The sequence below is a fragment of the Marinobacter profundi genome, assembly GCF_002744715.1.
Classification (GTDB): Bacteria; Pseudomonadota; Gammaproteobacteria; order Pseudomonadales; family Oleiphilaceae; genus Marinobacter; species Marinobacter profundi.
Genome location: NZ_KZ319369.1, coordinates 327920 through 349780, shown reverse-complemented (window position 1 = coordinate 349780; position 21861 = coordinate 327920). Strand labels below are relative to the sequence as shown.

At 61.2% G+C, this 21861-nt stretch carries 20 protein-coding genes; 13 read left to right on the top strand and 7 right to left on the bottom strand.

What is annotated here, in order from left to right; translation table 11 throughout:
- Positions 1-3: 3 nt before the first annotated feature.
- Complete coding sequence (locus CLH61_RS18420; RefSeq protein WP_143752111.1) at positions 4-369, bottom strand: pyridoxamine 5'-phosphate oxidase family protein; 366 nt, start codon at positions 367-369, stop codon at positions 4-6.
- An 18-nt stretch (positions 370-387) separates the two neighbouring features.
- Here CLH61_RS18420 and CLH61_RS18555 point away from each other — a divergent pair, with 18 nt between their 5' ends.
- Positions 388-903, top strand: a complete 516-nt coding sequence (locus CLH61_RS18555) for an aminotransferase class I/II-fold pyridoxal phosphate-dependent enzyme (protein ID WP_228152575.1) — start codon at positions 388-390, stop codon at positions 901-903.
- Between the two features lie 89 nt (positions 904-992).
- Here the strand turns inward: CLH61_RS18555 and fba are convergent, their stop codons facing one another.
- The 4 genes from fba to tkt all read right to left on the bottom strand — a co-directional run bounded on the left by fba (position 993) and on the right by tkt (position 6361).
- Positions 993-2057, bottom strand: a complete 1065-nt coding sequence (gene fba, locus CLH61_RS07115) for a class II fructose-bisphosphate aldolase (RefSeq protein WP_099614006.1) — start codon at positions 2055-2057, stop codon at positions 993-995.
- A gap of 82 nt (positions 2058-2139) precedes the next feature.
- Positions 2140-3300, bottom strand: coding sequence for a phosphoglycerate kinase (locus CLH61_RS07110; RefSeq protein WP_099614005.1), 1161 nt, complete (start codon positions 3298-3300; stop codon positions 2140-2142).
- Positions 3301-3329: 29 nt separating this feature from the next.
- On the bottom strand, positions 3330-4361 hold the full coding sequence (locus tag CLH61_RS07105) for a type I glyceraldehyde-3-phosphate dehydrogenase (protein WP_099614004.1): 1032 nt from the start codon (positions 4359-4361) through the stop codon (positions 3330-3332).
- Complete coding sequence (tkt, locus tag CLH61_RS07100) at positions 4361-6361, bottom strand: transketolase (RefSeq protein ID WP_099614003.1); 2001 nt, start codon at positions 6359-6361, stop codon at positions 4361-4363. The genes CLH61_RS07105 and tkt overlap by 1 nt, the downstream gene beginning before the upstream one ends.
- 207 nt (positions 6362-6568) lie before the next feature.
- Between tkt and CLH61_RS07095 the strand changes: the two genes are divergently transcribed.
- The 8 genes from CLH61_RS07095 (at position 6569) to CLH61_RS07060 (ending at position 14644) form a co-directional block, all read left to right on the top strand.
- Entirely contained in the window at positions 6569-7570 is a 1002-nt protein-coding gene (locus tag CLH61_RS07095; protein WP_099614002.1) for an ArsR/SmtB family transcription factor, read from the top strand.
- Positions 7571-7686: 116 nt separating this feature from the next.
- On the top strand, positions 7687-8877 hold the full coding sequence (gene metK, locus CLH61_RS07090; RefSeq protein ID WP_099614001.1) for a methionine adenosyltransferase: 1191 nt from the start codon (positions 7687-7689) through the stop codon (positions 8875-8877).
- A 315-nt stretch (positions 8878-9192) separates the two neighbouring features.
- Complete coding sequence (gene ahcY, locus CLH61_RS07085) at positions 9193-10587, top strand: adenosylhomocysteinase (RefSeq protein ID WP_099614000.1); 1395 nt, start codon at positions 9193-9195, stop codon at positions 10585-10587.
- A 12-nt stretch (positions 10588-10599) separates the two neighbouring features.
- Positions 10600-11469 carry a methylenetetrahydrofolate reductase [NAD(P)H] gene (gene metF, locus CLH61_RS07080; RefSeq protein ID WP_099613999.1) on the top strand — a complete coding sequence of 290 codons (870 nt, stop codon included), beginning with the start codon at positions 10600-10602 and terminating at the stop codon, positions 11467-11469.
- A 259-nt stretch (positions 11470-11728) separates the two neighbouring features.
- Positions 11729-12487 (top strand): transporter substrate-binding domain-containing protein, encoded by a 759-nt coding sequence (locus CLH61_RS07075; protein ID WP_099613998.1) that lies wholly within the window; start codon positions 11729-11731, stop codon positions 12485-12487.
- 87 nt (positions 12488-12574) lie between these two features.
- Complete coding sequence (locus tag CLH61_RS07070) at positions 12575-13246, top strand: amino acid ABC transporter permease (RefSeq protein ID WP_099613997.1); 672 nt, start codon at positions 12575-12577, stop codon at positions 13244-13246.
- Between the two features lie 13 nt (positions 13247-13259).
- Positions 13260-14006 carry an amino acid ABC transporter ATP-binding protein gene (locus tag CLH61_RS07065; protein ID WP_099613996.1) on the top strand — a complete coding sequence of 249 codons (747 nt, stop codon included), beginning with the start codon at positions 13260-13262 and terminating at the stop codon, positions 14004-14006.
- Positions 14007-14068: 62 nt separating this feature from the next.
- Positions 14069-14644 (top strand): NnrU family protein, encoded by a 576-nt coding sequence (locus CLH61_RS07060; RefSeq protein WP_099613995.1) that lies wholly within the window; start codon positions 14069-14071, stop codon positions 14642-14644.
- Between the two features lie 19 nt (positions 14645-14663).
- Here the strand turns inward: CLH61_RS07060 and CLH61_RS07055 are convergent, their stop codons facing one another.
- Positions 14664-15152 carry a DUF2505 domain-containing protein gene (locus CLH61_RS07055; RefSeq protein ID WP_099613994.1) on the bottom strand — a complete coding sequence of 163 codons (489 nt, stop codon included), beginning with the start codon at positions 15150-15152 and terminating at the stop codon, positions 14664-14666.
- A gap of 168 nt (positions 15153-15320) precedes the next feature.
- Between CLH61_RS07055 and CLH61_RS07050 the strand changes: the two genes are divergently transcribed.
- From CLH61_RS07050 to CLH61_RS07040, 3 genes are all read left to right on the top strand, one after another.
- Positions 15321-16670, top strand: coding sequence for an adenosylmethionine--8-amino-7-oxononanoate transaminase (locus CLH61_RS07050; protein ID WP_099613993.1), 1350 nt, complete (start codon positions 15321-15323; stop codon positions 16668-16670).
- Between the two features lie 5 nt (positions 16671-16675).
- Positions 16676-17410: a 16S rRNA (uracil(1498)-N(3))-methyltransferase gene (locus CLH61_RS07045; RefSeq protein ID WP_099613992.1), complete on the top strand. Its 735-nt coding sequence runs from the start codon at positions 16676-16678 to the stop codon at positions 17408-17410.
- Between the two features lie 271 nt (positions 17411-17681).
- Positions 17682-18911: a hypothetical protein gene (locus CLH61_RS07040; RefSeq protein WP_099613991.1), complete on the top strand. Its 1230-nt coding sequence runs from the start codon at positions 17682-17684 to the stop codon at positions 18909-18911.
- 39 nt (positions 18912-18950) lie between these two features.
- Here the strand turns inward: CLH61_RS07040 and CLH61_RS07035 are convergent, their stop codons facing one another.
- On the bottom strand, positions 18951-20279 hold the full coding sequence (locus tag CLH61_RS07035) for a YihY/virulence factor BrkB family protein (protein WP_099613990.1): 1329 nt from the start codon (positions 20277-20279) through the stop codon (positions 18951-18953).
- Between the two features lie 266 nt (positions 20280-20545).
- Between CLH61_RS07035 and CLH61_RS07030 the strand changes: the two genes are divergently transcribed.
- Positions 20546-21799, top strand: a complete 1254-nt coding sequence (locus tag CLH61_RS07030) for an OmpP1/FadL family transporter (RefSeq protein WP_099613989.1) — start codon at positions 20546-20548, stop codon at positions 21797-21799.
- Positions 21800-21861: the final 62 nt, after the last annotated feature.

Sequence of the window (21861 nt, the reverse complement as noted above, 5' to 3'; positions counted from 1 at the left end):
TGGCTAAGACCCAGCAGGGAGGAGCCCGTGCCAGACAGGCAACGCCATGTCGCCGGGTTCCTCGCTGGGGCCACCGCTACGGCTCTTGAACGCGCCCTCCTCTATGGGTATCCGGAATAGCGCGGTTGCCTTGCGTTCACTCAGGCTGGGAGCCCGTACCTGCTCCCAGCGCCCCGGCTCAAGCTGGTTGATGATGGCCTCAAATGCCGCATCAAACTCGTCATTACCGGTGACCTGCACGGCCCGACCGAACAGCACCACCGACTCATAGTTGGCGCTGTGATGGTAGGCGGACTTACTCATGACCCATTCGTTGGTTACCGCAAAGGACAGACAGAGCTGTGTCCCCGGCGCCAGGCACCGGGACATCCGGCCGCCATTCAGGGGATGTTCGACAACCCACCGGTGTTGTATGTGGGCAGCTTCAGCAAAACCCTGGTGCCTGCCCTGCGGGTTGGGTACCTGGTGGTTCCCGAGCAGGTGGTGGAGCCGGTGCTCTGGGCCAAGCAGGTCAGCGGCGGGGAAGCCCCCCTGCTCACGCAGGCAACCATTGCCGAGTTTATTGAAAGCGGCCATTTCAGCCGTCACCTCCGGCGCATGCGGCAGCTCTACCGGGACAAATGGCACCGTTTCCAGGGACGGGTGGCAGAAGAGCTTGGCGGACGGGTACGACCAGTGGCGGAAAGCGCCGGCATGCACCTGGTATTGGAGGGCGAATTCGACGACGTGGCAACTCATCATTGGCTGAGAAGCCGGGGCTTCGGCAGTACTCCGCTCAGCGCCCACTACATCGGATCGGCCGCCAGGTCGGGACTGGTGATGGGGTTCGCCAGTGCGAGCGAACAACAGATTGAAGCCGGCGTGCGTGCCCTGAGCAACGGCTTGAAGGCCGCGGCGCTGTAACAACGCAAACCCCGGCATCATTCCGGATGAATCGCTGAAGTGCAGACGGGAAAGCAGCCCCCGGCCGGACGGCCGGGGGCGAGGCAGGCTTACTTGACCTTCGGGTCCAGTTCGCCGGCGGCGTAACGCTCGAACATGCGTTCGAGGTTGATCGGCTTGATCTTGCTGGCGTTGCCGGCGGTACCGAAAGCTTCGTAGCGGGCGATACAGATTTCCGTCATCGCCTTCATGGTTTCCTTGAGGAATTTACGCGGGTCGAACTCGGCCGGGTTCTGGGCCATGAAACGACGGACCGCGCCGGTGCTGGCCAGGCGCAGATCGGTATCGATGTTGACCTTGCGCACGCCGTGACGGATGCCCTCGACGATTTCCTCAACCGGGACACCATAGGTTTCCGGGATCTCACCACCGAATTCGTTGATGATCTTCAGCCACTCCTGGGGAACGGAGCTGGAGCCGTGCATCACCAGGTGGGTGTCCGGGATGCGGGCGTGGATGGCCTTGATCTGGTCGATGGCGAGGATGTCGCCCGTAGGCGGACGGGTAAACTTGTAGGCGCCGTGGGAGGTACCGATGGCGATGGCCAGGGCGTCTACCTGGGTCTTCTTGACGAAGTCCGCCGCTTCTTCCGGGTCGGTCAGCATCTGGCTGTGGTCGAGAATACCTTCCGCGCCGATGCCGTCTTCCTCACCGGCCTGGCCGGTTTCCAGGGAGCCCAGGCAGCCTAGCTCGCCTTCTACCGACACGCCACAGGCGTGGGCCATTTCCACGGTGCGACGGGTAACGTCGACGTTGTACTCGTAATCGGTTGGCGTCTTGCCGTCTTCACCGAGTGAGCCGTCCATCATCACCGAGCTGAAACCCAGCTGGATGGAGCGCTGGCACACCGCAGGGCTGGTGCCGTGATCCTGGTGCATGCACACCGGGATGTGGGGGAATTCTTCAATGGCAGCGAGAATCATGTGGCGCAGGAACGGCGCACCGGCATACTTGCGGGCACCGGCAGAGGCCTGGACGATCACCGGGGAATCGGTCTTGTCCGCAGCTTCCATGATTGCGCGCATCTGCTCGAGGTTGTTGACGTTGAACGCAGGCACACCGTAACCGTGCTCGGCGGCGTGATCCAGCATTTGCCGCATCGAAATCAGGGCCATGGGGAACTCTCCTTAATCGGGTAAAAGTCTGTTCAAAAGTGTCGTTGAACGGGTGGCGCCAACCACCCGCGCTCAGGCGCACTCAGGCGCCGCGTTCTTCGAGTACTGCAACGGCTGGCAGGGTCTTGCCTTCCACAAACTCCAGGAAGGCACCACCGCCGGTGGAGATGTAGGAAATCTTGTCTGCAACGCCGTATTTGTCAACGGCGGCCACGGTATCGCCACCGCCGGCCAGGGAGAAGGCGTCGCTGTCGGCAATGGCATTGGCCAGGGCCTTGGTGCCGTTACCGAACTGGTCAAACTCGAACACGCCGACCGGGCCGTTCCACAGGATGGTTCTGGCGGACTTCAGCAGCTCCGCAAAGTGGCTGGCGGTTTGCGGTCCCACGTCGAGGATCATGTCGTCCGCGCTGACCTCGTCGATGCCCTTGGTGGTCGCTGCGGCAGTCTCGGCGAATTCGCTGGCCACCACGACATCCACCGGCAGCGGGATTTCCACGCGGGCGGCGATGTCCTTGGCGGTGTCGATCAGGTCGTGTTCACAGAGGGATTTGCCAACCGGATGACCGGCGGCGGCCAGGAAGGTGTTGGCGATGCCGCCGCCCACGATGATCTGGTCGCAGACCTTTTCCAGGGCGTTGAGGACGTCCAGCTTGGTGGACACCTTGGAGCCGCCGACGATGGCAACCACCGGCTTGGCCGGGTTATCCAGGGCCTTGCCGAGGGCGTCCAGTTCAGCGGCCAGCAGCGGGCCAGCACAGGCTTCCGGGGCGAAGCGGGCAACACCGTGGGTCGATGCCTGGGCGCGGTGCGCGGTACCGAAGGCATCCATCACATAAACGTCGCACAGCGCGGCGTAGCGTTTTGCCAGCGCCTCATCGTCTTTCTTCTCACCCTTGTTGAAGCGCACATTCTCGAACAGCACTACTTCGCCGTCGGCCACCTCAACACCGTCGAGGTAATCCTTGATCAGCCGTACTTCCTGGCCCAGCACCTGGCTCAGGTGGTCGGCTACCGGCTTCATTGAAGAGGCTTCGTCGTACACGCCTTCTTCCGGGCGGCCGAGGTGAGACATCAGCATGACCCGGGCGCCAGCATCCCGCGCCGCCTTGATGGTGGGCAGTGAGGCACGGATACGGGCATCGCTGGTCACTTTGCCGTCTTTTACCGGTACGTTGAGGTCTTCACGAATCAGCACCCGCTTGCCAGCGAGGTCCATGTCGGTCATTTTCTTGATGGCCATAACATTTATCCCTTGGGAAAATTCTGAGATTACAGATCGTTGGTTAACCAGCTCTTGCTGACATCCAGCATCCTGTTGGCAAAGCCCCACTCGTTATCGAACCAGCACAGCACCTTCACCATGGTGCCACCGGTGACCCGGGTCTGGCCGCCGTCGACAATGCCGGAATGGGCATCATGGTTGAAGTCGGAGCTGGCCAGCAGTTCATCGGTGTAGCCAAGGATACCTTGTAACGGACCGCTTGCGGCCTGTTCTAACAGTTTGTTAACCGCCCCGACAGACGTCGCCTTGCGCACGTTGACCACCATGTCGATGGCGGACACGTTCATGGTGGGCACCCGCATGGCCACCGAACTGAAGCGCCCCTCCAGGTGAGGCAACAGGCGCTCGATACCGCGGGCGAGGCCGGTGTCCACCGGCACGATGTTGTGCAGGGCGCTGCGGGTACGGCGCAGATCCTGGTGATGATAGGCGTCGATCACCGGCTGGTCGTTCATCGCGGCGTGAATGGTGGTGGTACTGCCCTGCTCGACACCAAGGGCCTCATCCAGTACCCGGATCACCGGCACCAGGCAGTTGGTGGTGCAGGAGCCCGCCGCAACGATCACGTCGTCCGCGGTTAGCTCCCGGTCGTTGATCCCGAATACCACCGTGCGGTCCACATCGGACTCGGCAGGCTGGGAAAACAACAGGCGCCGGGCACCCGCGTCGATATGGCTCTGGGCGGTCGCCCGGTCCGAGAAGGCACCGGAACATTCCAGCACCAGGTCGATGGCCAGCAACCCCCACGGCAGGTCGGCCGGGTCCGGATGCCTGAGTACCCGGATGCGGTCGCCGTTCACCAACAGGTCCTGCCCATCCACCCTGACCTCACCCTGAAACCGGCCGTGGGTGGAGTCGTACTTGGTGAGATGGGCGATGGTGTCGATGTCTGACAGCTCGTTGATCGCGACCACCTGCAGGTGATCGCGAAACCCGTTCTCGTAAAGTGCCCGCAACACGCACTGGCCAATACGGCCGTACCCGTTGATCGCTATACGGAAGGGCGCCGGAGTGGTCATCAGGCGTCCAGCAGCTCCGCGGCCACTTCAAGGATGTTGTCGACGGTGAAGCCGAATTCCTCGAACAGCTGGCCAGCCGGGGCAGACTCGCCGAAGGTGGTCATGCCCACCACGCGGCCGTCCAGGCCCACGTACTTGTACCAGTAGTCGGCAATGCCCGCTTCAACGGCAATCCGGTTGGACACGTCCAGCGGCAGTACCTGCTGCTTGTACTCGGCGCTCTGGGCATCGAACACGTCGGTCGACGGCATGGAAACCACACGCACGGCCTTGCCCTGCTCACGCAGCTTGGCGGCGGCGTCCTGAGCCAGCGCCACTTCGGAGCCGGTGGCGATCAGGATCAGTTCCGGTGCGGCTTCGCTGTCCGACAGCACGTAGCCACCCTTGGCGACGTCGGCCAGTTGCTGGGCGCTGCGCTGCTGGTGCGGCAGGTTCTGACGGGAGAACACCATGGCGGTCGGGCCGTCGTTACGCTCCAGGGCCGCCTTCCAGGCAACGGCGGATTCCACCGCATCGGCCGGGCGCCAGGTGCTCATGTTCGGGGTGGTACGCAGGCTGGCCATCTGCTCGATGGGCTGGTGGGTCGGGCCGTCTTCGCCCAGACCGATGGAGTCATGGGTGAACACATAGATGGCACGCTGCTTCATCAGCGCGGCCATGCGTACCGCATTGCGGCAGTATTCCATGAAGATCAGGAAGGTCGCGCCGTAGGGTACGAAACCACCGTGCAGGGCGATGCCGTTCATGATGGCGGCCATGCCGAATTCGCGAACGCCGTAGTAGATGTAGTTGCCGCTGGCGTCGTCTTTGGTCAGGCCCTTGCAGCCGCCCCAGATGGTCAGGTTGGAGCCGGCCAGGTCGGCGGAGCCGCCCATCAGTTCCGGCAGCAACGGGCCATAGGCGTTCAGGCTGTTCTGGGAGGCCTTGCGACTGGCGACGGTCTCGCCCTTGTCCTGGCATTCCTGGATGTACGCATCCGCCCTGGCACTGAAATCGGCTGGCAGCTCGCCCGCCATCCGGCGTTTGAACTCGGCAGCCAGTTCCGGCTCGGCCTGCTCGTAGGCGGCAAACACTTTATCCCAGGCACTTTCGGCGGCCGCGCCCTTGTCGCGGGCATTCCATGCAGCGTAGATATCGGCCGGCACTTCAAACGGGGCGTGATTCCAGCCCAGCTTTTCCCGAGTCAGGGCGATTTCATCGTCACCCAGCGGTGCGCCGTGACAGCTTTCGGTGCCCTGCTTGTTGGGGGAACCGAAACCGATGATGGTCTTGCAGCAGATCAGCGTGGGCTGATCGGTGTTGGCGCGGGCAGATTCCACCGCAGCGCGGATGGCGTCGGCATCGTGGCCGTCGACCGCTGGAATCACCTGCCAGCCGTAGGACTCGAAACGCTTCGGCGTGTCGTCGGTGAACCAGCCCTCGACTTCACCGTCAATGGAAATGCCGTTGTCGTCGTAGAAGAAGATCAGCTTGCCGAGACCCAGGGTGCCCGCCAGCGAGCACACTTCATGGGAGATACCTTCCATCAGGCAGCCGTCGCCGAGGAAGGCGTAGGTGTAATGGTCAACAATCTCGTGGCCGGGACGGTTGAACTGGGCGGCCAGGGCCTTTTCGGCAATGGCAAAACCCACCGCATTGGCAATTCCCTGTCCCAGCGGGCCGGTGGTGGTCTCGATGCCCGGGGTATAACCGTACTCCGGGTGACCCGGGGTCTTGGAATGGAGCTGACGGAAGTTCTTCAGGTCGTCGATGGAAACGTCGTAACCACTCAGGTGCAGCAGTGAGTACTGCAGCATGGAGCCGTGACCGTTGGACAGCACGAAGCGGTCACGGTTGGCCCACTGAGGGTTGGCCGGGTTGTGGCTGAGGTAATCGTTCCACAGAACCTCGGCGATATCCGCCATACCCATAGGCGCACCAGGATGGCCGGACTTGGCTTTTTGCACCGCATCCATGCTCAGCGCGCGAATGGCGTTGGCGAGATCTTTGCGAGACGGCATTGACGTTTCTCCAGTATTGGTCGGAAAGAAAGGGGCTGATCAGAAATAAGGCGCGTATTTTCGCCGATTAGTGGGTGGCGGAGCAAATCAACCTGTCGCTTATATGGCTGTGGATTTCCGAGATCGTTCACACAGGTCATAAAACTATATCAATTTTTTTTGATATGGCTATTGCGTGACCAGTCAATCCACCCTAAACTCCGCCCCATGACTAACATGACCACACACGCCAGCGAGACCTCCCCGGCGGATACCCTCGCCCCGATATTCAAGGCCAGCGGAGACCCGCTGCGCCTGGAGATCCTGCGTGTGCTGCGCCGCGACACCTTCGGGGTGCTGGAGCTCAGCCAGCTGTTCGACATGCGCCAGTCCGGCATGAGCCACCACCTGAAAGTGATGCACAAGGCCGGGCTGCTGGAGCCGCAGCGGGAAGGTAACGCCATTTTTTACCGTCGCCCGCTGCACCTGGAAAGCGACAAGCTGACCGATCGCACCATCCGCCAGATCTTTGAAACCGTCGACCAGTTGCCGCTGCCGCTGCACCTGGAGCAAAAGATCGAGGCCATCCGCAACCAGCGGGCGGACCAGTCCCAGGCATTCTTTGCCCGCTACGCGGAGCAGTTCCGCGAACAGCAGGAACTGATTGCGGCGTTCGAGCTCTATGCCGAGCCGGTTGCCGAGCTGCTGCGCAAGCGCTCCGGCAAACATGAATGGCACAGCGCGCTGGAGATTGGCCCGGGCGAAGGCGGATTCCTGCCGGTGCTGTCCCAACTGTGCGGCAACGTGGTCGCCCTGGACAATTCGCGGGACATGCTGGCCAAGGCCACCCGGACCTGCATCGAAGAACGGCTGAACAACGTCGACCTGATTGAAGGGGTAACCGACACCCTGCTGGCCCGCGGCGATGCCTTCGACCTGGTGGTTGCCAACATGGTGCTGCACCACGTGCCCAGCCCGGCGGATATCTTTCTCGATGCCGCCGCACTGATGAACAGTGGCGGTTGCCTGGTGATCAGCGACCTGTGCAGCCATGACCAGGACTGGGCCAAGGAAAACTGCGGCGACCTGTGGCTCGGGTTCGAGCCGGAGGAACTTACCGCCTGGGCGGCCGATGCCGGGCTGACCGCCGGCGAACAGCTATTTATTGGCCTGCGTAACGGATTCCAGATGCAGGTACGGGAGTTCTGGAAGCTTGCCAGCCAGAACTGATCTACAAAAACCGAATATCAAAATATTTTGATACAGTTGTACGTAGTTATACGTACCATACCTTAAACCAGTGTCCGGTCTCCGGAATATGAAACGCTCACAGAGGAGCAACACCTATGTCTGACTACAGCATCTTCACTTCCGAGTCGGTCTCTGAAGGCCATCCGGACAAAATGGCCGACCAGATCTCCGATGCGGTTCTGGACGCCATCCTCGCCGAAGACCCCCACGCCCGCGTTGCCTGTGAAACCATGGTAAAAACCGGTGTGGCCATCGTTGGCGGCGAAATCACCACCAGCGCCTGGGTTGACCTGGAAGACCTGGTCCGTGGCGTGATCAAGGACATCGGCTACACCTCCTCGACTGTGGGCTACGACGGCGACACCTGCGGCATCATCAACATCATCGGCAAACAGTCCGTTGACATCGCCCAGGGCGTTGACCGCCAGAAGCCGGAAGACCAGGGTGCCGGCGATCAGGGCCTGATGTTCGGCTACGCCAGTAACGAAACCGAAGTGCTGATGCCGGCGCCGATCACCTTCGCCCACCGCCTGGTCGAGCGCCAGGCCGAAGCCCGCAAGAGCGGCCTGCTGCCGTGGCTGCGTCCGGATGCCAAGAGCCAGGTCACCTGCCGCTACGAAAACGGCCAGGTCACCGGCATCGACGCCATCGTCCTGTCCACCCAGCACGACCCGGAAGTCTCCCAGAGCGACCTCAAAGATGCGGTGATGGAGCTGATCGTCAAGCACGCGCTGCCGGCTGAACTGCTGCACGCCGACACCCAGTTCCACATTAACCCGACCGGCAAGTTCGTGATCGGCGGACCGGTGGGCGACTGCGGACTTACCGGCCGCAAGATCATCGTCGACACCTACGGCGGCATGGCCCGTCACGGTGGTGGCGCGTTCTCCGGCAAGGATCCGTCGAAAGTTGACCGCTCCGCCGCCTACGCCGGCCGTTACGTCGCCAAGAACATCGTTGCCGCTGGCCTGGCCGACAAGTGTGAGATCCAGGTGTCCTACGCCATCGGCGTCGCCGAGCCGACATCCATCTCCATCAACACCTTCGGCACCAACAAGGTGAGCGACGACCTGATCATCAAACTGGTCCGCGAGCACTTCGACCTGCGTCCGTATGCCATCACCCGCATGCTGGACCTGCTGCACCCGATGTACCGGGCCACCGCAGCCTACGGTCACTTCGGTCGCGACCCGTTCGAAATGACCGTTGGCGGCAAGACCTTCACCGCGTTCCCGTGGGAGAAGACCGATAAGGCTTCTGCCCTGAAGGACGCTGCCGGTCTTTGATATTGCTGCAGCATGGCTTCAGGAGCAAGCCTCTCGCCTTGGTCACCACATTGGTGCCCGAGGGAAGATCTCCTGAAGCCTACAAGACCTTTTAGGGTTAAGCAGCGTATTGATGAACGCAAACACCCAAGGTTTGAAAGAGGGGGTGGGGGTTGCCTTCCGCGGAATGTCGGAGGCCATGGATGGCCGGAGTCAAGCGCACATGGATGTGCTTGAAGCGGTTCCGCGGAAGGCAACCCCCACTCCCGAATCGCCCGAATTTAGCAGCACCGAAAATCGAGTTGCACCCAATACTGAAAGCGACAGGAGAACACCATGAGCACTCCGGCAGAACAACTGAACACCTTCAACGACTACAAAGTCCGCGACATCACCCTCGCCGACTGGGGCCGCAAAGAAATCAAGATCGCCGAAGGCGAAATGCCCGCCCTGATGAAACTGCGTGAAAAATACAAGGCGGAACAGCCGCTGAAGGGTGCAAACATCATGGGTTGCATCCACATGACCATCCAGACCGCCGTGCTCATCGAAACCCTGATCGAACTCGGCGCCAGCGTACGCTGGTCCTCCTGCAACATCTTCTCCACCCAGGACCAGGCCGCCGCCGCCATCGCTGCCCAGGGCATCCCGGTATTTGCCTGGAAAGGCGAAACCGAAGAAGAGTACGAGTGGTGCCTCGAGCGCACCATCGGTGCCGACGTAGCCGGCTGGGAACCGAACATGATCCTGGACGACGGTGGTGACCTGACCGCCCTGCTCCACGACAAATTCCCGGAAATCCTGGCCAGCTGCCACGGTGTCACCGAAGAAACCACCACCGGCGTGCACCGCCTCCAGGAAATGCTCCGCGAAGGCACCCTGAAAGTGCCGGCCATCAACGTCAACGATGCCGTCACCAAGTCCAAGAACGACAACAAGTACGGCTGCCGCCACAGCCTGAACGACGCCATCAAGCGCGGCACCGACCACCTGATGGCCGGCAAGAAAGCACTGGTTATCGGCTACGGTGACGTGGGCAAGGGCTCTGCCGCATCGCTGCGCCAGGAAGGCATGATCGTCAAAGTGACCGAAGCCGACCCGATCTGCGCCATGCAGGCCTGCATGGACGGCTTCGAAGTGGTGTCCCCGTACCTCAACGGCGTCAACACCGGCACCGAAGCCGGCATCGACAAGGCCCTGCTGCAGAACACCGACCTGCTGGTAACCACCACTGGCAACATGAACGTGTGTGACGCCCACATGCTCAAGGCCCTCAAAAACGGCGCCGTGGTGTGCAACATCGGCCACTTCGATAACGAAATCGACACCGCGTTCATGCGCAAGAACTGGGAGTGGGACGAGGTCAAACCGCAGGTTCACGTGGTGTACCGCGACAAGGCCACCAACGACCACCTGATCCTGCTGTCCGAAGGCCGCCTGGTCAACCTGGGCAACGCCACCGGTCACCCGTCACGGATCATGGATGGTTCCTTCGCCAACCAGGTACTGGCACAGATGTACCTGTTCGAGCGTAAGTTTGCCGACCTGCCGGAAGAGGCCCGTGCCAAAGGCGTGTACGTCCAGGTTCTGCCCAAGCAGCTGGATGAGGAAGTGGCCCGCGCCATGGTGGAAGGTTTTGGCGGCATGATCACCAAAATGACCCCGGAACAGGCCAAGTACATTGGCGTACCGGTCGAAGGCCCGTACAAGCCGGAAAGCTACAAATACTGATCGGATAAAGCGATGCAATCCCAGAAACAGTTCAAGCGACGTTTCAGCTTCGAGTTCTTTCCGCCCAAGACCGACCAGGGCAAGGAAAAACTCCAGGCCGTGCGTGACCAGCTCGCCGCGGTGAACCCGGATTTCTTCTCGGTCACCTTCGGCGCAGGCGGTTCCACCCGGGACCGCACCATTGAGACCGTGCTCAGCCTGCACAAGCAGGGCATCTCCACGGCTCCGCACCTGTCCTGCGTGGGTGGTACCCGCCAGGAAATTGCCGAGCTGCTGGATCTGTACAAAGAGAACGGCATCAACCGGATCGTCGCCCTGCGCGGCGACCTGCCCTCCGGTATGGGGGCATCCGGTGAGCTGCGTTACGCCAACGAATTGGTGGAGTTCATCCGGGAGCACAGCGGCGACCACTTCAACCTGGAAGTGGCCGCCTACCCGGAATTCCACCCCCAGGCCCGCAGTGCCGAGGAAGACCTGAAGAACTTTGCCCGCAAGGTACAGGCCGGTGCCAACAGCGCCATCACCCAGTACTTCTTCAACGCGGACAGCTACTTCTACTTCATCGACCGGCTGGAACAGATGAACATCACCATCCCGGTGGTGCCGGGCATCATGCCCATCGTCAACTTCAGCAGCCTGGTGCGCTTCTCCGAAATGTGCGGCGCCGAAGTCCCCCGCTGGATCCGCAAGCAGCTCGAAGCCTACGGTGACGACAGCGAGAGCATCCTCAAGTTCGGTGAGGAAGTGGTTACCAACATGTGCGAAAAGCTGCTCAAAGCCGGCGCCCCGGGGTTGCACTTCTACACCCTGAACCAGGCCGAACCCAGCATCAGCATCTGGAAGAACCTCGGCATCAGTGAGCGGGAGAAGATTGCTTTTTGATTTGAGGTGCCATGGGGTGTGTTGCGGGAAGTGCCGCGAACCACACCCTACGGCTTTTCCCTCTTTATATTTACTGCAACCGAAATCAAGACGCTCCCCCACCCCCAACCATTTGATTTCCTGCAACTCCTCCCCCCATAGTCTAAAGTGTATCTGATGCAGTTCCATTAACGCTCCCCGGGGGTCACGGTCAACAGCCGTGACTACCGGCTTGCCTTACCGGGCAATTGGAGCCTCATAAGAAAGACAAGGAGAAAGCATGAGCACGAAATGGCTGAAAACTCTTGGCGCTGGCCTGGCACTTTCCGTGGCAACAGGCACCGCGGGTGCCGAGACGCTCAAAGTCGTTACCGACCCGAGCTTTGTTCCCTTTGAAATGATGGACCAGAAAACCGGCGAGATGATCGGTTTCGATATGGAAATCATTGCCGAGGTGGCAGAACGGGCTGGCTTTGACTACGAACTCCAGACCATGGACTTCAACGGCATTATCCCGGCCCTGCAGACCGGTAACGTGGATATCGCCATCGCCGGTATCACCATCACCGAAGAGCGCGAGCAGATCGTCGATTTTTCCGACCCGTATTACGATTCCGGCCTGCGTATCCTGGTTCGTGAAGGGAACGACAAGGTGAAGACCCTCGACGACCTTGAAGGCAAGAAGATCGGCACCAAGATCGGTTCCACCAGCTACGACTACCTGATGAAGACCCTCGACAAAGATGACGGTGTAACGCCGTATCCGGGCAGCTCCGACATGTACATGGCGCTGATGTCCCGGGCCATCGACGCGGTGTTCTACGATGCCCCGAACGTGGGCTATTTCGCCCGCACCAAGGGCGAAGGCAAGGTCATGACCGTGGGCCCGCTGTACGAGGGCCAGCAGTATGGTATCGCCCTCAAGTCGGGCAGCGAATGGGCCGATAAAGTGAATGCTGCCCTCGCCGCCATGAAGGACGACGGCACCTATAAAACCATCTACGAGAAATGGTTCGGCCCGATGCCGGAAGGCAACTAGTCGCCGAAGGGCCACGTGCCCGATTCCCAGCGCCGGGGCTGACCGCCCCGGCGATTCCTGACTCCATCACCAGCGGAGATTCACCCTGTGGAATTCCAGTTCCAGTTCGATTGGCAGGCAGCCATCGATTCCATCCCCTTTCTGCTGAAAGGCATACCCTACACCCTGATGATTTCCTTCGGTGGCCTGGCCATCGGTTTCCTGCTCGGCATCCTGTTTGGCCTGCTGAGCATCAACAAGAAGTGGTTCCTGCGCTGGCCGGCAACCGCCTACATCGAAATCTTCCGGGGCACCCCGATCCTGGTTCAGGTGCTGTTCATCTTTTACGGCCTGCCGGACCTGATCGGCGGCCCCATCGACCCGCTGACTGCCGGTATTGCGGCCATTGCCCTCAACTCCGGCGCCTATATCTCGGAAGTGGTGCGCGGCGGCGTACAGTCTATCGACAAGGGCCAGACTGAAGCCGGGCTATCCCTGGGACTGTCACGCACCCAGACCTTCTGGTCCATTATCTGGCCCCAGGCTTTCCGCCGGATGATTCCGCCGCTGGGCAACCAGGCCATCGTCAGTATCAAGGACACCTCGTTGTTTTCGGTGATCGGAGTGGGCGAACTGGTCCGTCAGGGCCAGGTGTACATCGCCAACACCTTTACCGCCTTCGAGGTCTATTTTGTGGTGGCCGTTCTGTACCTGGCGATCACCCTGTCCCTGTCGCTGATCCTCCGCCTGATCGAGCGGCGTGGCCTGGCATCTGTCTGAAGGAACCATACCCATGACTCATATCGTTGAAATGAAGGGCATGAACAAATACTTCGGCAAGCTTCATGTCCTGAAAGAGATCGACCTGACCGTCGAGTCCGGCGAGGTAGTCGTCATCATTGGCGCCAGCGGATCCGGCAAGTCCACCCTGATCCGCTGCGTCAACGGCCTGGAGGAGTATGAATCCGGCAAACTGGTGGTTGACGGCCACCCCCTCGCCCCCAAAGGCGGCAACCAGAAGGCCCTGAGTGACATCCGCAAGGAAGTGGGCATGGTGTTCCAGCAATTCAATCTGTTCCCTCACCTGACGGTGAAAAAGAACATCATGCTCGCGCCGATGAAGGTCAAGAACACCTCTCAGGTGATTGCCAATGCCACGGCGGAACGCCTGCTGAACCGAGTCGGCATCGGCAACCAGGCGGACAAGTACCCCAGCCATCTCTCCGGCGGCCAGCAGCAGCGGGTCGCCATCGCCAGGGCGCTCGCCATGGAACCCCGCTTGCTGCTGTTCGATGAACCCACCTCAGCGCTGGATCCGGAAATGATCGGCGAAGTGCTGGACGTGATGCGGGAGCTGGCCAGGGAAGGCATGACCATGATGGTGGTCACCCATGAAATGGGCTTTGCCCGTGAGGTGGCTGATCGGGTGATCTACATCCACGAAGGCGAGATTGTCGAGCAGGGCAAGCCGGATGACGTCTTCGACAACCCGCAGAACGAGCGCACCCAGGCGTTTCTGTCCCGGGTACTGGCTCACTGACGTGCTGCCGGCCACTCCGGTATTCCGGAGTGGCCTCCTCAACAACCAAGGAGCCTGAGCAAATGGCACTACTGATCGTCGGTCTGATTCTGTTTCTCGGCGTGCACTCGCTGTCCATTGCCAACGAGCCGCTGCGTAATCGCCTGCACGCGTCCCTCGGCGAGGCCGCGTTCAAGGGCCTCTACTCGCTCGCCTCCCTGATCGGCCTGGTACTGATCATCTGGGGCTACAGCGCCGCGCGCCTGGAGCCGACTGTCATCTACACGCCGCCTGGCTGGCTCAGACACCTGGCGATGCTGCTCCTGGTTCCGGTCTTTCCGCTGCTGTTCGCCACCTATTTCCCGGGCAGGATAAAGACAAAGCTGGGGCATCCGATGTTGGCTGCCGTGAAACTCTGGGCACTGGCGCACCTGCTGGCCAACGGCATGCTGCACGATCTGCTGCTGTTCGGATCATTCCTGGCGTGGGCCGTGGCGGACCGGATTTCCATGAAGCACAGAACCCAGCGCCCCATCACCACGCTCCCGGCCAACAAGGCGAACGACGCCATCGCCGTGGCAGGCGGCCTGGTGGTGTATGCAGTAACCGTGTTCTGGGCCCACCAATGGTTATTCGGTGTGGCCCCGGTGGCTACCTAGTACTCACCAGGTCCCCGACTTACAACAACTCCCGGGTCGCCTGGTATTCCTGCTCGATCTTGGCCCGGGAGTCCTCCAGCAGGAACCTGGCGATGGTCTTGCCCAGCAACGGCACGTCGCAGCGCACGTTCAGGGTCACGTAATTGGTGCACTCACCCGCGCTGCCCTGCAGCTTCATGTTGCCCTTGATTTTCGCCGGCACACCGCTGACGTGGACGCGGAATTCGCAATGCCATTCGCCATCATCCTTGCGGAACCAGTGTTCCTCCTGACGCACCTGGTGCCACTCCCGGTTAAAGCTGGCCAGGATGCCGGGCAACTCATGATGGGATGCCACTTCCCGTTCCACCACCAGCTTGGCGGACAGGTCATCCCGCGTCAGCTCCGCGATCTTTACGTTGCGATTGCCGACCCGGACATTTTTCTCCTGGATCAGACCTTTGTCGAAGAAGGCGCCGAGCACGCGCTCCAGGCCGGCCTCATAGGGGTGAGTCAGTTCAAGTTCCATAATGCCTCCGTTTTTTGTTAACGGAATTGTCCGGCCCGGGCCGGCTGCGGACATTGGCCGGCCGGTCAATCGGCTTTGGCACGGTGGCCAGCCGGCGCTGTTAACTGTAATATCCGCAAAAGTTAACAGCGCCCATTTGCGCGCTTCATAGCCTGACCGGAGATCCTTATGCGCAATGCCGACCTTGTCGCCCGCGACCTCAAGTCCGTGTGGCACCCCTGCACCCAGATGAAGGACCACGAAAGCCTGCCACTGATCCCCATCAAACGGGGCGAAGGTGTGTGGCTGGAAGACTTTGAAGGCAACCGCTTCATCGATGCGGTGAGCTCCTGGTGGGTCAACCTGTTCGGTCACGCCAACCCGCGCATCAATGCTGCCATCCAGGAGCAGATCGGCCAGCTGGAGCACGTCATCCTCGCCGGTTTCAGCCACGAGCCGGTGGTCCGGCTGTCCGAGCGGCTGATCGAGGTAACGCCGGAAGGCCTCAACAAATGTTTTTATGCCGATAACGGCTCGTCCGCCATCGAGGCGGCCCTGAAAATGAGCTACCACTACTGGAAGAACCTGGGCAAGCCGGGCAAGAAGAACTTCGTCAACCTGGCCAACAGCTACCATGGTGAAACCCTTGGCGCCCTCGCCCTGGGCGATGTATCCCTGTACAAGGAAACCTACCAGCCACTGCTGATGGAGGTGCTCACGGCACCTTCCCCGGATGCCTACAACCGCGAACCCGGCGAAAGCGAGGAAGACTATGCCCTGCGCCAGTTCGAGGCCATGGAAGCGCTGCTGGCCGAACGCCATGACGAGATCTGCGCGGTAATCGTGGAGCCGCTGATCCAGTGCGCCGGCGGCATGCGGATGCACCACCCCATCTACCACACCCGGTTGCGGGAGGCCTGTGACCGCTACGGCGTCCACCTGATTGCCGACGAGATTGCCGTGGGCTTTGGCCGCACCGGCACCCTGTTCGCCTGCGAACAGGCCGGCATCACGCCGGATTTCATGTGTCTGTCCAAAGGCCTGACCGCCGGCTACCTGCCCCTGTCGGTGGTGCTGACGACCGACCAGGTCTACAGCGCCTTCTACGACGATTACGAAACCCTGCGGGCGTTCCTGCACTCCCACAGCTACACCGGCAACGCGATCGGCTGTGCCGTAGCCCTGGCCACGCTGGACATCTTCCGCGACGATAACGTGGTGCAGAACAATCGCCGGCTGGCGACCTGCATGGCCGAATCCGTTGCCCACCTGGCCGACCACCCCAATGTGGGCGATATCCGCCAGCACGGCATGACCCTGGCCATCGAGATGGTCAGCGACCGGGCCGCAAAAACCCCCTTCTCCTGGCAGGAGCGTCGCGGCATCCGGGTCTATCAACACGCACTGACGCGCCAGGCCTTGCTTCGCCCCCTGGGTAATGTGGTTTACTTCATGCCTCCTTATGTCATCACCGAAGACCAGATCCGCCATCTGGCGCAGGTGGCTACTGAGGGCATCGAAATTGCCTGCCGGGACTGATAACCATGCGTATACCGAGAATTTTTACTGAGGCTCCACTGACCGCCGGGGCCACCGCCCCGTTGGACGAGAGCGCCGCCCAGCACGTCGGCCGGGTGTTGCGGATGCAGCCGGGCCAACAGCTGCAGCTGTTCAACGGGGATGGCCAGGACTACCCGGCCACCATCGCCGAAGTCAGTAAGAAACAGGTCTCGGTCACCGTCGGCACCCCCACCCCCAATGCCCTGGAATCCCCGCTGCGGATCGTCGTCGGCCAGACCCTGTCCAAGGGCGACCGCATGGATTACGCCATCCAGAAAAGCGTCGAAATGGGGGTTACCGAAATCGTGCCGCTGGTCAGCGAGCGCTGCGATGTCCGCCTTAAAGGCGACCGCGAAGACAAACGCCTGCGACACTGGCAATCGGTGGCGATAAGCGCCGCCGAGCAGTGTGGCCGCGCCGTGGTGCCGGTGATCAGCCCGGTGATGACCCTGCCCCAGTGGTTCGAACACAGCCAGTCCTGCGATCTGCGGCTGGTACTGCACCACCGCACCGAACAAAGCCTGGCATCGATCAGCCGACCGCAGGCCGTCGCCCTGATGATCGGCCCCGAGGGCGGCCTGAGCGCCGACGAGATTGCCGCCGCCGAACACTCCGGCTTCCTGCCGGTCGCCCTCGGCCCCCGCGTGCTGCGCACCGAAACCGCCCCGGTTGCCGCCATCGCCCTGTGCCAGTGGCTGTGGGGCGATATCGGTAGCTGACCCTTACGACCGTGCCGCCGTCCCGTTTCGGCTTTGTAGTCATTGACAGTAGCCGGACCGGCCAACATGATTCCTGTCGTAAAATTTGGCCCAAGCGAGCACCACCACATGCTGGGGGTGGCCGGTCGGGGCGGGCGCTCTGAAACTGTGCGGAGCCATGGATGGCGGAGCTCAAGCGCCACATGGACGTGCTTGAGCGGGTTTCAGAACGCCCGGCCCGACCGGCCACGTGCTCCCGGGCTGCAAAATAACTAAAGAGTGCGAGCACAGCATGACAAGCCTGCTGACGTCCCCAGAATTCTGGCAATACCTGAGCATCCCAGTGGTGGCTGCGCTGATCGGCTGGTCAACCAACTGGCTGGCCATCAAGATGACCTTCTACCCACTGGAGTTCATCGGCAAGCCGCCGCTGCTCGGCTGGCAAGGCATCATCCCCTCCAAGGCCCGCAAAATGGCTGCCATCAGCGTGGATGCCACCATTTCCAAGATCGGCACCGTGCAGGAGATTTTCGAACAGATCGACCCCAAGGTGCTGGCCGCCCACATCATTGCCTCCGTCGACCCCCGCATCGAAGAGTACGTCGACGAGATGATGCTGCGGGAATACCCCACCTTCTGGGAGAACCTGCCGGCCTCGGCCCGCAAGATGGTCTACGAGCGTGTGCGCAAGTCCACCCCGCAACTGGTGGACAACCTGGTCGGAGACGTGTCCGACAACATTGAAGGTCTGCTGGACATCAAAGGCATGGTGATCGAGCGGCTGGCCCGGGACAAACGCCTGCTGAACCGGATCTTCCTGGAATGCGGCGAGGTGGAATTCCGCTTTATCGTCAATTCCGGCCTGTATTTCGGTTTCCTGTTCGGCCTGGTGCAGATGACCGTGTGGTACTTCTACCAGGGCTGGTGGGTATTGCCGGTGTTTGGCCTGCTGGTGGGCTGGGCAACCAACTGGATTGCCCTCAACGTGATCTTCCGCCCGCTCCACGAAAAGAAAATCGGCCCGGTGCGTCTGCAGGGGCTATTCCTCAAACGCCAGAAGGCGGTCGCGGAGTCCTTCTGCCACATTGTCACCCACGAGATCCTCACGGTAGGCAACATCATCAACGCCATCCTCGACGGCCCCAACGGCGACCGCGCCCGCAACATGGTGAAGAAGCACATCAAGCCGCTGGTGGATGAAACGGCGGGCATGGGCAAGGCGCTGACCCAGATGGCATTCGGCCCGACCGGCTTTGCCACCCTGAAGAACCAGGTGGGCGAGAAGGCCATTGAGATCTCCCAGACCTCCTTCAATAACCCGATGTTCGAGAAAGACCGGGCACGGGCGGTGGAAAGCATCATGGTGGAACGGATGATCGCGCTGTCGTCGGAGGAATTCCAGGACCTGCTGCGGCCCTGCTTCCAGGAAGACGAGATCAAGCTGATCCTGGTGGGCGCCTTCCTCGGCTTCGCCGCCGGTATTTGCCAGTTCATCTTTGTGTTCGGCGAATCCCTGGTCTGACCCGGCCACCCGCCGGGTGGCCGGGCTGCAGGATTGACCTCAGTTGCCGGCGGGTGTGTCGACGCCCTCCTCCTTCAACAGCTCAGCAAACGTCACGTCGACAGACGATTCCTGCCACACGCCCAGCAGCTTCTCCGGCAGGAAAGCAGGCAGCCGCCCCACCAGGCGGTCCTCGTCCTGACGGACACCGCTGAGTACGTCGCGCACACTGATTCTGTCCATCGACCGCCCCGGCACCAGGCAGTCACCGTCCCGCCCCGCCAGCATCAGCAATCCGGCGCGGATCAGCTTGTCCGAGATCTGCCGGGTGACATCCCCGGGTATCCGCAACTGCCGCTCCAGGGCTTCCTGCTGAGGAGGTGGCTCACCGCTGCTGAAGGGCTTGCACACCATCCACATCAAGGCCAGGGCCACCTTTTCCTGCAACTCGGGGGAGAAACGCACCTGCTGGCGCTTGGCCACCGAGCCCGGATTTTGCAGATAGAACGCCAGGCTGGCCCCCAGCAGCAGAATCATCCAGTTCAGATAGATCCAGATCAGCAGCACAATGCCGATGGCGAAACTGGAATAGATCGCCGCGTATTTGGCCGAACCGGCCACAAACGAGGCAAACAGCAGCCCCGCGGCCTGCCAGGAAATACCCGCCACCAGTCCGGCAATGAAGGCATAGCGCAGCTTGACCCGGGTGTTGGGCATGAACACATAGACGAAGGTGAAGGCGCCCACCACCAGGAAAAACGGGGTAAACCGGCTGGCCAGCAGGATGACCGATCCGAACGGCTCAATGGCCATCAGCGTCTGGACGAACGACGACGAGAAGATGGTGGCGGAGATGCCGATTGCCGAGGCCATTAACAGTGGCCCGACCATGATGACGCTGAGGTAGTTACTGAACCGCTGCCCCATCGAACGCATGTCCGGCACCCGCCAGATCATGTTGAAGGAACGCTCGATTTTCTGCAGCAGGGAAATCACCGTATACACCAGCAGCGCCAGCCCCACCGAACCCAGCACCCCCACCTTCATGTTATCGACAAAGCCGAGAATCTGGTCGGCGATCTCTGCGCCCTGGGGGCCGAGAAACTGCAGGAACTGGTACAGAAACGGCTCCATGCGCTGGTGCACACCCAGCGCCTTGAGCACCGAGAAACTCAGCGCCAGCAGGGGCACGATACTCAGCAAGGTGGTGTAGACCAGGCTCATGGCGTGGAGGGTCAGAACACCGCTGATAAAGTCCCGCACCAGGGCATAGCTCACCCGGCCGACTTTATAGAGCCAGGTCCATGGCCAGGTCCGGGGTGGGTTGGGGTTTGCAAGAATCCAGTTTTCCGCCGCCTGCAGGCGATCTTTCAGTTGGTTGGAAGCCACACAACATCCTGTTTCGCGTTGGGGGTACGATCGGCAGCCATGGTCATTCAGGGCCATCCAGGGCCAACCGCAACCCGGAGTATGTTCTGGTTCGGGGCTAAGTATGGCGTATTTTCATGAACTTGTACGTGCCCCACGGCGGACCGCGCAACAAAATCAAAAAAAAGTAATATTGATATCAGAAAAAGTCACTTCCAGTTATAAAGGACATCCTGTACAAACACCAACCAAATCAAAATTGCCTTTACGGATATCAGGAAGTTGCCATGAAACTCAAGCCTTTGATCCCTGCCCTGGTCATCGCCAGCCTTGCGCCGTCAGCCGCCCTGGCCACCAACGGCTATTTCAGCCACGGCTATGGCACTATCAACAAAGGCATGGCCGGTGCCGGCAGCGCGCTGTCCCAGGACAGTATCGCAGCCGCCACCAACCCCGCGGGCATGGCGTTCATTGGCAACCGCATCGACGGCGGCGTCGAGGTGTTTTCGCCGCGGCGGGAATATTCCGTTGAGGGCAACCCGCAGCAGGGCGACATGCTGCCGCTGACGCCAGGCACCTACGAAAGCAGCCAGAACGGCTTCGCCATCCCTCATTTCGGCTTCAACCGCCAGCTCAACGACGAGCACAGCTTCGGGGTCTCGGTGTTTGCCAACGGTGGCATGAACACCGAATACCCCAGCACCGATGGCGGGCCGTTCTATGGCGGCCGCACCGGCGTCAACATGGAGCAGTTGTTCATTGCCCCGACCTGGTCTTGGCAGTTTGCCGACAATCAGGCCATCGGCATCTCCCCGGTGTTCGCCTACCAGCGCTTTGAAGCCAAGGGCCTGCAGAACTTTGCCCCGTTCTCCTCCGATCCGGCCGCGGTTTCCGACCGGGGTACCGACGACGCGTGGGGCTACGGTTACCAGATCGGCTGGCAGGGCGAGATCACCGATACCCTGCGCGGTGGCGTGAGCTGGCGCAACATCCTCAAGATGGACGAACTGGACAAGTACCGCGGTCTGTTTGCCGAGCAGGGGGACTTTGATATCCCGCAGATGTTCAATGCCGGCATTGCCTGGTCCGGCATCCGCAACCACTGGTTCCTGCTTGACGTGCAGCACATTCGTTACAGCGAGATCAACAGCGTGGGCAACCCGCTGCTGCCCAACCTGATGACAGCCCCGCTGGGCGACGACCAGGGCGCCGGTTTCGGCTGGGATGACGTGACCGTCGTCAAGCTGGGCTGGCAGTGGCAGCAGTCCCCGGAACACGCCTGGCGGGCCGGTGTCAGCTACGGCGAAAGCCCGATCTCCGACGAGGACGTGCTGTTCAATATCCTCGCACCCGGCGTGCAGGAATGGCATTTCACCGGTGGTTTTACCCGCAGCCTGAGCGAGAACCTGCAGCTCTCTGCCATGGCCTTCTACTCACCCGCCAAGGAAGTGACCGGTGCCAACCCGCTGGCCGCGGACCAGACCATCAGTCTGGAAATGTACCAGGTCGGCGCCTCCGCCAGCATCGGCTGGACCTTCTGAGGCAGAAGCCCCCGCCAGGTTGCCTGGCCAACACCAAAACCGGCAGCTCTATCAGGCGCTGC

Bases quoted from the DNA above. Each gene is read 5' to 3' on its own strand.
- CLH61_RS18420 (WP_143752111.1), bottom strand. From the start codon at position 369: ATGTCCCGGTGCCTGGCGCCGGGGACACAGCTCTGTCTGTCCTTTGCG.
- CLH61_RS18555 (WP_228152575.1), top strand. From the start codon at position 388: ATGTTCGACAACCCACCGGTGTTGTATGTGGGCAGCTTCAGCAAAACC.
- fba (WP_099614006.1), bottom strand. From the start codon at position 2,057: ATGGCCCTGATTTCGATGCGGCAAATGCTGGATCACGCCGCCGAGCAC.
- CLH61_RS07110 (WP_099614005.1), bottom strand. From the start codon at position 3,300: ATGGCCATCAAGAAAATGACCGACATGGACCTCGCTGGCAAGCGGGTG.
- CLH61_RS07105 (WP_099614004.1), bottom strand. From the start codon at position 4,361: ATGACCACTCCGGCGCCCTTCCGTATAGCGATCAACGGGTACGGCCGT.
- tkt (WP_099614003.1), bottom strand. From the start codon at position 6,361: ATGCCGTCTCGCAAAGATCTCGCCAACGCCATTCGCGCGCTGAGCATG.
- CLH61_RS07095 (WP_099614002.1), top strand. From the start codon at position 6,569: ATGACTAACATGACCACACACGCCAGCGAGACCTCCCCGGCGGATACC.
- metK (WP_099614001.1), top strand. From the start codon at position 7,687: ATGTCTGACTACAGCATCTTCACTTCCGAGTCGGTCTCTGAAGGCCAT.
- ahcY (WP_099614000.1), top strand. From the start codon at position 9,193: ATGAGCACTCCGGCAGAACAACTGAACACCTTCAACGACTACAAAGTC.
- metF (WP_099613999.1), top strand. From the start codon at position 10,600: ATGCAATCCCAGAAACAGTTCAAGCGACGTTTCAGCTTCGAGTTCTTT.
- CLH61_RS07075 (WP_099613998.1), top strand. From the start codon at position 11,729: ATGAGCACGAAATGGCTGAAAACTCTTGGCGCTGGCCTGGCACTTTCC.
- CLH61_RS07065 (WP_099613996.1), top strand. From the start codon at position 13,260: ATGACTCATATCGTTGAAATGAAGGGCATGAACAAATACTTCGGCAAG.
- CLH61_RS07060 (WP_099613995.1), top strand. From the start codon at position 14,069: ATGGCACTACTGATCGTCGGTCTGATTCTGTTTCTCGGCGTGCACTCG.
- CLH61_RS07055 (WP_099613994.1), bottom strand. From the start codon at position 15,152: ATGGAACTTGAACTGACTCACCCCTATGAGGCCGGCCTGGAGCGCGTG.
- CLH61_RS07050 (WP_099613993.1), top strand. From the start codon at position 15,321: ATGCGCAATGCCGACCTTGTCGCCCGCGACCTCAAGTCCGTGTGGCAC.
- CLH61_RS07045 (WP_099613992.1), top strand. From the start codon at position 16,676: ATGCGTATACCGAGAATTTTTACTGAGGCTCCACTGACCGCCGGGGCC.
- CLH61_RS07040 (WP_099613991.1), top strand. From the start codon at position 17,682: ATGACAAGCCTGCTGACGTCCCCAGAATTCTGGCAATACCTGAGCATC.
- CLH61_RS07030 (WP_099613989.1), top strand. From the start codon at position 20,546: ATGAAACTCAAGCCTTTGATCCCTGCCCTGGTCATCGCCAGCCTTGCG.